At 68.2% G+C, this 11494-nt stretch carries 9 protein-coding genes; 3 read left to right on the top strand and 6 right to left on the bottom strand.

The window, feature by feature from the left end:
• Window positions 1-82: 82 nt before the first annotated feature.
• The 4 genes from O7617_RS22390 to O7617_RS22375 form a co-directional block, all read right to left on the bottom strand.
• Window positions 83-1096, bottom strand: a complete 1014-nt coding sequence (locus tag O7617_RS22390; protein ID WP_282257928.1) for a UDP-N-acetylmuramate dehydrogenase — start codon at window positions 1094-1096, stop codon at window positions 83-85.
• A 63-nt stretch (window positions 1097-1159) separates the two neighbouring features.
• A complete protein-coding gene (locus O7617_RS22385; protein ID WP_282257927.1) occupies window positions 1160-1492 on the bottom strand; it encodes a hypothetical protein in 333 nt (110 codons plus the stop codon).
• A gap of 253 nt (window positions 1493-1745) precedes the next feature.
• Window positions 1746-2519 carry a protein phosphatase 2C domain-containing protein gene (locus O7617_RS22380; protein ID WP_282257925.1) on the bottom strand — a complete coding sequence of 258 codons (774 nt, stop codon included), beginning with the start codon at window positions 2517-2519 and terminating at the stop codon, window positions 1746-1748.
• A gap of 61 nt (window positions 2520-2580) precedes the next feature.
• A complete protein-coding gene (locus tag O7617_RS22375; protein ID WP_282257923.1) occupies window positions 2581-4101 on the bottom strand; it encodes a CATRA conflict system CASPASE/TPR repeat-associated protein in 1521 nt (506 codons plus the stop codon).
• A gap of 25 nt (window positions 4102-4126) precedes the next feature.
• Here O7617_RS22375 and O7617_RS22370 point away from each other — a divergent pair, with 25 nt between their 5' ends.
• Both O7617_RS22370 and O7617_RS22365 read left to right on the top strand, forming a co-directional pair.
• Window positions 4127-4477 carry a hypothetical protein gene (locus tag O7617_RS22370; protein ID WP_282257922.1) on the top strand — a complete coding sequence of 117 codons (351 nt, stop codon included), beginning with the start codon at window positions 4127-4129 and terminating at the stop codon, window positions 4475-4477.
• A 59-nt stretch (window positions 4478-4536) separates the two neighbouring features.
• On the top strand, window positions 4537-6873 hold the full coding sequence (locus O7617_RS22365; RefSeq protein ID WP_282257920.1) for a CHAT domain-containing protein: 2337 nt from the start codon (window positions 4537-4539) through the stop codon (window positions 6871-6873).
• Window positions 6874-6907: 34 nt separating this feature from the next.
• Here the strand turns inward: O7617_RS22365 and O7617_RS22360 are convergent, their stop codons facing one another.
• Together O7617_RS22360 and murD are read right to left on the bottom strand one after the other, a co-directional pair.
• Window positions 6908-8299: a hypothetical protein gene (locus tag O7617_RS22360; RefSeq protein ID WP_282257918.1), complete on the bottom strand. Its 1392-nt coding sequence runs from the start codon at window positions 8297-8299 to the stop codon at window positions 6908-6910.
• A 326-nt stretch (window positions 8300-8625) separates the two neighbouring features.
• A complete protein-coding gene (murD, locus tag O7617_RS22355; protein ID WP_282257917.1) occupies window positions 8626-9975 on the bottom strand; it encodes a UDP-N-acetylmuramoyl-L-alanine--D-glutamate ligase in 1350 nt (449 codons plus the stop codon).
• Window positions 9976-10023: 48 nt separating this feature from the next.
• Here murD and O7617_RS22350 point away from each other — a divergent pair, with 48 nt between their 5' ends.
• On the top strand, window positions 10024-11367 hold the full coding sequence (locus O7617_RS22350; protein WP_282257916.1) for a hypothetical protein: 1344 nt from the start codon (window positions 10024-10026) through the stop codon (window positions 11365-11367).
• Window positions 11368-11494: the final 127 nt, after the last annotated feature.

Genomic DNA, 11494 nt, shown 5'->3' with positions numbered 1-11494 from the left:
GTCAAGGTCGACGCGGGCCATCGGCGATCGTCCGACCTGGACCGACACCGAGAAGCGTCGGTACGGGGCTTCGAAGATCACGTCAGAATGAGCAGTTGACGAGATCACACTCGGGGCCCAGACGAATGCCGAAGCACGCTTCGACACCTTCCCGGATGTGGGCCGCGAATTTCATGACTTCCGACGTTGTGGCGCCACCCCGATTGGTGACAGCAAGCGCGTGGCGGCTGGACAGAGCCACCGTCCCGTTACCCCAGTCATGACCGAAGCCTCGGGGAAACCCGGCTCGCTCGATCAACCAAGCGGCCGGCAATTTCGTGCCCTTGGCGTCGGGGTAGCGCGGGCAGTCCCGGACGCTGTCCGGCACCTCGGCGAGAACGGGGTTGATGAAGAACGAACCGACGCTCCAGGTATCGTGATCCTCCGGGTCAAGGATCATGCCCCTGCCGCGACGCAGGGCCAGAACGGCCTCCCGCACGTCAGCCGGCGCTGCCGTGCCTCCGACCTCGATCCCCAACCTCGCAGCGAGTTCGGCGTACCCGATCGGCTTTGACTGGTCACTCCGGCGCAGGCGGTACGTCACGTCCACCACGACCCACCGGTCGCTGTGCTTGAAGACGGACTGCCGGTGGCTGCCGAACCCACAGCGGTCCGGAGTCCACCGTTCCAGGGCACCGGTCTGCCGGTCGTACACGGACAGCCACGCCAGCACGTCCGAGGTCACCGTGCCGAACGCGCCGACGTTCTGCACCGGTGTGCCTCCCACCAGGCCGGGGATGCCGGAGAGCGCCTCCAAGCCGGCAAGCCCTTCGGCGACCGTCGTCCGCACCAGGTGGTCCCATTCGACGCCGGCGGCGGCGGTGACCACCTCGCCGTCGATGTCGAACTCCGAGGACGCCGTCTTGATCACCGTGCCGTCCCAACCGACGTCACCCACGATCAGATTCGATCCGCCACCCATCACCAGCAGCGGGTCTCCTGCGGCGGTGGTCTCGTGCAGAAGGTCGACAACCTCCGGGATCGTCTCCGGGGTGTGCAGGCGACCTATCGGGCCGCCGACCCGCATCGTGGTCAGGTCAGCAAAGGTGGTTGTCACAGCGCCAGCCTACTGATCGCCCAATGCCGGCCGTCAATGATCACGGTGGTCAGGCGACGACGCTCAGGCCCCGGGTCGCGGTCGAAGCCGTCGTACCGCCAACTGAACCGCGCGTTCGCAGATGGATCGCCGATCGTCGGCCGAAGTCCGCCGCAGCCGTAGGCCCGCCAGGATGGTCACCGGCCAGGTCCCGATGTCGGCCGGTTGCCGCCCGTTGACCTCAAGGAAAAGCTCCACGTCATGCTCGTTCGACGTGCGTTCGAGGTGTTCCTGCACGGCGGCGAGGAGGGCGTCGGCGAGGGCGAGTGCCGCCACCCGCCCGTCGCTGACGTCGACGCTGTCCCCCGCTGCCGACAAGATCCGATCCTGCAACGTCTTGGCGTCCATCGCTGCCATTCGGTACAGGTCATCGGGGGACATCGGCCTGTCCGTTTCCTCGATCACAGCTGGCACATCCCGTCGGACCGGGCCCCCGGAGCGCAATGCCACGACGGCCGGTCATGAATGATCGTGAGGCAAACGGTACGGGTGCGGGTTGGCGCATGTGGTGATGTCGTCCCGTCAGGTCAGAACGGCAGTATTGAACCGGCACGTGCCCTTCAGTGCAACAGCATGGTCGGGATTCCGTCAACGATCCGGCCGAGGTCCGCTAGCGATTCATCCTTCCCGTTCGAAGGACGGCGAGTGTCGCGTCGTCGTGTCGCTTCACCCGACCTCGCCCCGGCCGGGTCAGCAGTCCTGGGCGGTTCGATTCATATTCTCGGACCGTGTCGATGACAGCTCGCGGCCCGGAGCGCTCGGCCAACTGGAACACGTCGGTCCAGCTGAGCCCGAAGAACTCGGTGAGCCGCGAGACCCCGTCAGTACAGACCAACATCCGACGCAGCCCGTCCAGGGCGACGCTGCCCGTCACCGCCTCGGTGGCGGCGGCCGGGTCGGTCGACGCCACCCAGAAGCCTCCCGGCCGGTTGCGAAGCCGCGCCACGGTGTGCCGGTCGTAGGCGGGCAGGCCGTCGGTACGGTCGTCGTGGACGACGGTGATGCCGGTCCGGTCCTCGAACACCACCGACGAATCGCACAACACCAGGTAGTCCACCTGACCGCTCCGCTCCCGCAGGATCGCCACGGTAGACGAGGGGCTGTTCGGGTTCGACAGGTCACACCGGCCCTGGTGACGGCCGCGCAGTCGGCCGATCGCCTCCGCCAGGGAGTCGTCGAGTGGTGCCGTCGGCGCCCGCGTCAACGCCTCCACGAGACAGGCGCCCAGTTCCCGGACCAGCCAGATCGGATCATGGACGCAACCGGTGTCCAGATCAGGGAGCTGGGTGACACCGTCCAGGACGACGGCGAAGGTGGCCGACACGACCACGTGATCCTCGTTGGGTCGGCCCGGACCAGGCTCACTGGCGAAGACGAAGTCCATGGATCCTCAAACCGGTTCTCAGGAGACTTTCCGAGGACAGCGAACGGTTGTCGCGGGCGGATCATTGTTTTCGCGGGCGGATCAGCAGCAGGGCCGACGCCGTCACCACGGTGGCACCGGCAGCAGCCAGCAGAGCCGACCACGTCGAAGGAGCCGGCTCGTCCCGCGCCTGCCACCAGCCGATACTGGCCATCAGCCAACCGAGGGCGGCCCCGAAGACGGAGCCACCTGCCACGAGCCAGCGGCGCCGAGGCACCGACGTACCCGGGCGCGGCCAGTGTAGAACCGCGGCGGGAAGCAGCAGTGCCAGGATTCCCAAAACGCAGATCAACGGCGCCACCAGCGGCCCGGCCAGGGGTACCTGGTACTGGAGGCTCTGGATCGCGGCCAGCCCCATCAGCAGGCTGCCCAGAATCGACGCCTGGATGAGCGTCAACACCTCCTGCCGGCGACGGTGTCGCTCGTCCACCACGGCTGCCGCGAGACGGTTGAGCTGGTCGGCCTTGCGCCATGTGGCATCGACGTAGGTCAGCTCGATGCGCAGTTGGTCCGCCAGCCACGCCGCACGCGTCCGGTCCTGTTCCACAGCCGCGTTCGGGCGGCGACCTACCGCGTGGCCGAGGGCCGCCTCCATGTTGTCGCGGATGCCGCGTACCGTCTCCGCCATCTTGCTGACATCGGCCGTGGCCGCGATCAATCCGCTTCCCTCGGCCTGGACGGTGGCCAACTCCAGCGCGGCGGCACGCAGTTGCCGGTCGGACGGGTCGGTCACCCGCAGCAGCTCCGCGAGGGTCTCGCACGCGCGGTCAGTCCTTCTGATCGCGGCACGTAAACCTGGAACAGCCGCCTCCAGAACCTTCTCCTGGTGCCGGAGTTCGGCACCGCAGAGCACGTATCGGGTCAGCGGCGGCAGGGCCCGGCCGTCGCTCAGCCACGTCAGCCGGTCCAGCTCGGCTTCGTCGGCGAGGTCGGCCAGGACGAGGTAACGGCTGTGCGCGTACCCTTCGTCGGCCGGTAGGACCCACATCAGCAGGCTGTCGGCGATGCGGCTCCAGGTCGCCGCCCAGCCCGGCCCCGGATGTGGGCCGGGCAGGAGCAGCTCCAACCGCCGCGCCCACCGGGCCTCCCCTACCCGCCGTCCGAACCAGTTGACGCGGCGGTGATCGAGAAGCCCGAGATAGACCATGGTCGTGCTGAGTTCCGCGCCGGAGACCGGTGGGACTGCCGACGCCCACCGATCGCGCAACTCCTGCCAGCCGACGCCGTCGTCATTCGGTGCGAGCAGCACGCTCACGCCGACGACGTCACGGCACCGGAATGCCAGGGCCTCGTAGAACGCCTCCGGAACCACCCGCTGCCGCGCGGCCAGCACGCGCAGTTCCGGGGTCGCGGGACCGTAGTCGTCGGGTAGGTCGGCCGGGTACGGCGCGATCGGTTCGGTCAGGTCGAGCCGCACCAGGCCACGCCAGAGACCTGTCACCGCGTCGGCTGTCAGGGCGGGAGTCGACTCCTCCGCAGAGCCGCTGGCCGCATTGACCGCGAACAACGTGTGGACGATGAGGGCTGGTCTACGCGGAGTCATCGGCGCGTCGCTCCTGACGAGGTACGTGACCGACCTTGTGCAACAACTGGACGGCGTGTTCCCGGATCAACTGCGGGGCAGGCTTCTCCGTTTTCTCGGACAGCGAATCTCGCAAGCCCCTCCTCGTGCGTTGATATCTCTCCAGCAACCTGTACAGCTCATTCCTGCCCTGCGTCCAATCCTCGTCGGCGAAGCCGCGCGACTGATCCAGGAGCGCGAGAGCACGCTCGACCCGCCGCCAGTCGGATTCTTCGAACTCGCTGTCGATGATCTTCGTCATCAGGTACGTCAGATCTTCGCGATCCACCTCGTCCATGGTCAATTACTTCAGCAGAAGCCCGGCCCCAGTCAAGGGATCGACGTATCGGAATCCTGACTGCCGATCACCCCGGCCGCACGATTGACGGTGGATCGACGTGACCGAATAATCGGCCGATGGCCACTGACGGTGGGCTCTCTTCCGCGGTCCGGCGGGTACTTGCCCGCGATGACGTGATGATGCTCGCTCGGGACGCCGAGGTGGCCGTCGACATCATGCGCGAGGGAATGCCGGAAGAACACGTGTTTCGGCAGGAGAGCGAACTGTTCTCCGAGGCTCTGAAGACGTACTGCGACACCGCCCGGAACGCGACCGACGACCGATTCTCGTCGGCGACCTTTCTGGACTCGCTGGACAGCGCCGGGACGATCGTTCGGCTCTGTGCCCTGCTCAGAGTTCCCCTGCGGACCCCCAAAGGTGTCGACGTCGCCACTCTGCACGAGCAGGCGCTCGCCCGGCTGGAGGCCGATTCCGAGACGCTGGCCGGCGTCGATCTCGACAAGGACCTGTACCGAGGACGGACGATCCGGTACCGGGCGGCCCGTGATCGCCGGATCCGGGGCGACCGCCACGGCGCGATGACCCTCGCCGACCGGCCCGACAGCGAATTCGTCGGAAGCGGCGCCGACATCTTCCGCGCTTATTTTCATTACGAGTTGGCGGCCGGACACCTCCTCGAGAACGAGGGCGCGCAGGTCCGGCGACTACTGCGCGAGTCGGAGTCGCGGGGGTACTGGAAGGCAGTCCAGGACAGCCAGTTCGTCAGCCGTCACCGTATCGACTACGCCTACGCCCTTGGCGCCTGGGCGGAGGGCGACCGCGATGACGCGACCAAGCGGCTCGCCCGCGCTCATCGCCATCTCCGCAGGACCGGCGGGCGGGCACCCCAGTACGACATCGAAGACCTGCTGCTGTCGATGACACGTGCGGAGTTGCTCATCGACGAGGATCAGCTGCCGCTCGCAGCCGTCAATCAGGCGATCGACCATCTGGACGACGCGCTGCACACCATCGAGGGGATCCGCGACCGGTGGCGGGTGATTTCCCGCTCCGGCAGCCCGCTGGCTGCGGCGATCCGCCGCGTCTACGGCGACATCGCCCGTGCCGCCGCCATGCTGCCGGGCCGTCAGGCAGCCGAGCTCGGGCTACGGGTGAGTCTCTCGGCCAAGCAGTCGGGCTTCGCCTCTCGGGTGCGGGCCGACCGGTTCGACGTCGAGACCAACTGGCGCACCTGGCGAACCGGTCGGCGACTGCGCACGCTGCTGGACCAGGTGGTCGAGGCCGAATCCGGACAGCAACTCGGCGCGGCCGACGCGGAGAACGAGAAACTTCTCCAGGAACTACGGCAACGCATCGAGCATGCGGTCTCACCGCTGCTCGCGGACGCCGTCGTGCCCGTGCCGGTGAACGTCGCGCGGTTGATCGATGCGGTGGGCGACCGTTACGCGCTCGACTACGTCGGCCTCCCGGACACCGTCACCGCCGAAACCTCGTGGTTCCGGACGCTCATCGAGCCGACCGGCGTCATCTCCTTCGGCCGGCTCCAGGTGGGCGACGTCCTCTCGGCGTTCATCACCGCGATCAGTGCGCCGACGGTCAGTCTGGCCGACGCCCTGGCCGGTGGCGTCGACTGGCAGGCGCTCGGCGAGCAACTCCTACCACCGCAGCTGCGTGACGTCCTGCAACTGACCGAAGAGCCTGTCCCGTTGGTGATCTCGGCGCACTCCGCGCTCAGCCTGATGCCGTGGGCGGCACTTCGGGTCGACCCACACACGCACCTGGTGGAGCGAGCGATCCTCACCCAGACGCCGGTGCTCACCTTCCTCTCCGGTCCGACCGCTGCGACCGCTGCCGGGCCCGCCCTGATCCAGTTGGTCGGGGATCGTGCCGGGGGCAGCCGCGAGCTCGGCATCGAAAGAGAGGGTGCCGCCTGGGGTCTGGCCCCACCCGAGCGTGGGAGCCTTCCGCTCAGCGAGTGCGAGCTCGAGCCGGGCGCACCGCCGGTCGAGGTGCCCGGCACGCTCGCCTCCGCACTGTCCGAGCGGAGCGGCCGCTGGCGCTACGTCCACATCGCCTCCCACGGTGAGGGCGTGGGCCTCGGCCAGACCCTGCTGCTGCCGGACGCACCCATCAGCGCCGGCCGGGCGCTGATGCTGCGCTGGCCGCAGTCCCTGCTCATCGCGTCGTGTCAGGTCGGTCGGCTGGTGAATGTCGAACACGCCGAACCACTGAACTTCGTGATGGCGACGCTCGCCGGCGGAGCGGAACAGGTCGTGGCGTGTATCGACGACGTCGCGGACTACTCAGCCAGCAAGACGGCCGCCGCGATGGTTCGCGAGAGCCGTACGAACGGCACCCGGCTCGACGTCGCCCTCCGCGAGGTCCAACTGGAGTGGGTGAGGCGCCGCTGGCCGGACCTCGCCTGGATCCTGTTCGCCGCCTACGCGCGTTGACCCGACGTCGGCTCGGAGCCAGGGCTGAGCGTCGTCAGTAGTCCCGCAAGGCGCGCTCCACCCGTTCGCGGCGGCCCTCCTCCTGGGCATAGCGATCGAGGACGAACCACCGCTGCCGCCATTCCCGGTAGCCCTCCGACACGCCGCGCTCGGCACGGCTGGCCCGGACGCCCCGCAGGAACGCGGGCATCGTCACGCTGCCGATCGCGTTGGCATTGCCGCGGATCTTTCCCGCGCCGTCCTCTTCGGCGAGCCAGGCCGAGATCTCCTCGGCCGCTTCGGCGTCGAGCGGGTCGCACCGCAGGAAATCCGCGAAGTCGAGAGAGGTGGGCAGGTCGATACCGGGGAGTACCAGCGCGGCGTTGAGCCGAAGCTGGGCGACTGACCGTCGATGGTCGGCGATCAGCGGCACCGCCTGGTCGTTGTCGTCCAGGACGGGCCTCTCGATAGCCTGGTACGCCTTGACGAAGCGCCGGATGGTCGCCTCGCGCATCTCCTTCCAACTCTCGTAGTCGGAACCCGGCTCCAGGGCGAGTTCTTCCATCTCGTACGTCAGCGGCAGCAGGTGCAGGGCCGCCCGAGCGGTCATGATGCCGGGGTTGCGGAAGGCTGTGCGCAGTGCCAGTCGATCCCGACCCACCCGCTTGACCAGCCCGTAGGCGCGCTCGATCTCGGCGGCCTTGTCGAGCGACTGCTCGCCGATGACGACACCGACGGACAGCTGCTGGTACAGGATCTCGACCCAGTGCTCCTCGTCGTCCGCGGTCCACTGGCGCTTCTGCGGGTCCTTCTCCAGTTCGTCCAGCCAACGACCGATGAAACGCTCCGCCGTGCGGCAGGCGGTGCCCGTCTCGGCCAGCACCAACTGGAGGAAGATCTCCTCAAGGCCCAGCAACTCCCGTTCGCGCCCGGGTGCACGACCATGACTCTCGACATAGTGGTCGCGCCGCTCGCGCGCCTCCCGGTGCCGCAGGAACGCGACGTTGTAACCCTGTGGCGTGTCCCGCTTGGACGCGACCAGCGCGTCGGCTCGGATCGCCCCCAGTGCCCGGGGTGCGAAATGCGGCCAGGGCAGGATACGAGCCACTTCGGCCAATCGCTCGATGAGGTGGGCAGCCCGTTGGTTGACCTCGACACCCGCTTTGGTACGCCGCGCCCAGCGGACAATCTGCCAACTCGCCTCGTAGATCATCCATCCGATCAACCACAGACGTTCACGCAGCTCATCAGGCGGTTCGACGGAGTCTTCAATCGACTCGGACGATCGGTGTTTGGCATACCACTCGCGGTACTCCGCCACCTCGCGCTCGATCTCCTCGATCAGCGTCTCTTCGGCGGCGCGACGGTCCACCTCGGGATCCTCCACGCCATCGGATTCGGCGCGCAGGGCATGGCAGATCGATTCCGATTCTTCGACGGTCCACATGAGTGAAAGGACTCCCCTTCGCAGCGATTGATCAATGATGATCTGCGATGCGTTTCGGGGTCAGGTTAGATAGGCGCCGGTGTGGTCACCATCAACCTTTCAGGTCGATGGACACGACTGAGGAGGCCGACGCTTATCGCTTCTTGGAAGTCTCGGGCCAATCCCGCCGCGACCCCGATTCGAGCTGTCGGATATCGGTATACGCTCAGCTACCCATAACCGATTGCTCAGGAACGCCACGGCTGATAGGGATCGGGCTGTACCGGACCTACGGGGCAGCGCCGCCCCGTGTCCGGGGCTGACCCGCCCGCCTCAAGCAGCGCCGATCAGCGGACCGCGGTCTCCTCGATCGCCTCGAGGAACGCCTCCGAGCGGTGCTCGAAGTTGCGGTATCGACCGTAGCTGGGCGCGGCGGGTGACAGCAGCACCACACCGTCGGCCGGCGTGAGCTTGCGCGCCTGGCGTACCGCCGCCGTGAGGTCCTCGACGATCTCGCAGCGCACCCCGGGCAGGCCGGCGAGCGTCTGGATGATGCGTGGGCCGCTGTCCGGGATGCCGATGACGGTGAGATCCCGCTCGGCCAGGTGGTCGCGGAGCGGGCCGTAGTCCACCCCTCGGTCGTTGCCGCCCAGGATCACCGTCAAGGGCCGACCGTCGTACGCGTCGATGGCGTGCATCGCCGCGTACGGGCTGGTGGCGAGGGTGTCGTCGACGAAGGTGAGGCCGGACGGGTCGGGTATCTCGGTGAGCCGGTGTGCCAGACCCTGGAATTCGGCGATCGCCACGGCAAGGGTGTCCTTGCGTGCGACGACGTCGACGTCGAGCGCCTCGAGCACGGCCAGTGCCACGCACAGGTTGCTCTCGTTGTGCCGGCCGACCAACGGCAGCACCGCGCGCGGGAAGAGCGGCTGGCCGCCCAGGTGGAACCAGGGCGTCCCGTCCGGGCCGACGTCGACGTGGGTGGTGTCGGGTAGACCGGCCCGGACGACCGGACGGTCACCCAACTCCGCCGCCAGCCGCGGGTCCGCGCCGTTGACCACCACGGTCGCCGGGTCGTGTGCGATCAGGTTGAGCTTGTCCCGGTAGTACTCCCGCTCACCGCCGTGCGCGTCCAGGTGTTCGGGGAACAGGGCGGTCACCACGGCGACGTGCGGGGACTCGGTGAGGTCGCTGCACTGGTAACTCGACAGTTCCAGCACGTAGAGGTCCGCCTCCGGCAGCTCCAGCGTCGGTACGCCGATGTTGCCGCCGAACAGGTTCGGCCGCTCCACCGCGTTGAGCAGGTGGCTGGTCAGGCTCGACGTGGTGCTCTTGCCCTTGCTGCCGGTGACGCCGACGGTGCGGGCCGCGTGATCCGCCATCCACAGGGCGGTGCCCTGCGTGACGGGAATGCCACGTCGGCGCAGTTCGGCCATCCAGGGGTGGGTCTGCGGCACACCGGGCGAACGGATCACCACGTCTGCCGCGACCAGCCGGGCGAGCCCTTCCTCGCCGGTCACCAGTGGCGCGGCCTGGGCGACCGCCCCCTCCCACGGCAGCGACAGGAAGTTCGTCCGGTCGTCGACGGCCACCAGGCTCGCCGGGCCGTGCGCGGCGACGGCGGTGACGGCAGCCACGCCCTCACGACCCGTACCCCAGACGGCCACGGAGCGTCCGCGCAGGTCAGCCAGGTGCACCTGTGATCTCCTTGCTCGTGAGCGGTTGAGCTCGGACTAGTATGACCTGTGCCTAACGGACAACTGCGGCGGATGGACGCCTTCACCTTCCCGTCCTACTCGATCGACTTCGCCACTGGCGAGGTGTTGTTCGACTACGCCCTGACCGGCCCAGCCGGTGAGCAGCGATTCACCGAGGTGATCACCCTTCCGCTGCCGGCGGAGCCGCCCTCGGACGACACGGTGGCGACTCTCAACCGGGTGTTGGAGGTGCTGCACCTCGTCGCCGGCGTCAGCTACTACAAGGCGGCCGCGCCGCCCCGGCTGGTGCTGCCGACGCCGCTGGGTGCGGCCGTCGTCGACTACGTCACGGCCGTCTACACCAAGGGCCTCGCGGAGTACGCGTACCGCAACCAGCTGCCGCACGTGCTCCAGCTGCGCCCGGAGGTGCCGGCCGGCTCGCCGGACTCCCCCCGGGTGTACGACGACTCCGACCGTCGCCCGCTCTCGGCGGTCGGTGGTGGCAAGGACTCGATCGTCAGCCTGGAGGCGCTTCGTCGCGCCGAGCTGGACCCGGTGCCGTTCTCGGTCAACCCGAACCACGTGATCGTGGCGGTCAACGAGGCGTCCGGGCTGACCCCGCTGACGGCCCGGCGGCGGATCGACCCGGTGTTGTTCGACCTGAACAAGGCCGGCGCCCTGAACGGGCACATCCCGGTCACGGCGATCAACTCGCTGATCGCGGTGGCCACCGCCGTGCTGCACGGGCTGGGCCCGGTGGTGATGTCCAACGAGCGTTCGGCGTCCGACCCGAACCTGGTCTGGGACGGCCACGAGATCAACCACCAGTGGTCCAAGGGTGTCGAGGCGGAGGGGTTGCTGCGCGCGGCGTTGGCCGAGCACGCCGGCCTGACCGACCCGTACTTCTCGCTGCTGCGGTCGCTGTCGGAGCTGCACATCGCCCGGCTGTTCGCCGAGATCACCCGGTACGACGACGTGGTGACCAGTTGCAACGCCGCGTTCAAGCTGCACGACCCGAGCGAGCGCTGGTGCCGCGACTGCCCGAAGTGCCGGTTCGTCTTCCTGGCCATGGCGCCGTTCATGTCCCGGGAGCGGGTCACGCACATCTTCGGCGGTGACCTGCTCGCCGACCCGGAGCAGATCCCCGGTTACCGGGAGCTGCTGGGTGTGGACGGGCACAAGCCGTTCGAGTGCGTGGGTGAGGTCGAGGAGTCGGTGGTGGCGCTCGGCCTGCTCGCCGAGCAGGACCAGTGGCGCGACGCCCCGGTGATCCGAGCCCTGGTCGACGCGGTCCCCGCGACAGCCTGGTCCGCGGTGGCGTCAACGGACGTCTTCACCCCCGGCGGCCCGAACCACATCCCCCCAACCTACGCAAAAACCCTGAACCTCTAACCCCACCCCCACACCCCAACCCCCGGCCCCACCCGGGCCCCACCTCGGTGATCAAGAGGTTTGCGTCACGAACGGCGCGATTCCTGACGCAAACCTCTTGATCAACACGAGAGGGCGCCGGGACGGA

The organism is Micromonospora sp. WMMD1155, from assembly GCF_029581275.1.
In the GTDB taxonomy this organism is placed as follows: Bacteria; Actinomycetota; Actinomycetes; order Mycobacteriales; family Micromonosporaceae; genus Micromonospora.
Note: the sequence above shows the minus strand (reverse complement) of the source record. Positions and strands in the feature narration are given on the sequence as shown.

What these genes read in the sequence shown, in the direction of transcription:
- O7617_RS22360 (WP_282257918.1), bottom strand. Translation starts at nt 8,299, where the DNA reads ATGTGGACCGTCGAAGAATCGGAATCGATCTGCCATGCCCTGCGCGCC.
- O7617_RS22365 (WP_282257920.1), top strand. Translation starts at nt 4,537, where the DNA reads ATGGCCACTGACGGTGGGCTCTCTTCCGCGGTCCGGCGGGTACTTGCC.
- O7617_RS22385 (WP_282257927.1), bottom strand. Translation starts at nt 1,492, where the DNA reads ATGGCAGCGATGGACGCCAAGACGTTGCAGGATCGGATCTTGTCGGCA.
- O7617_RS22375 (WP_282257923.1), bottom strand. Translation starts at nt 4,101, where the DNA reads ATGACTCCGCGTAGACCAGCCCTCATCGTCCACACGTTGTTCGCGGTC.
- O7617_RS22380 (WP_282257925.1), bottom strand. Translation starts at nt 2,519, where the DNA reads ATGGACTTCGTCTTCGCCAGTGAGCCTGGTCCGGGCCGACCCAACGAG.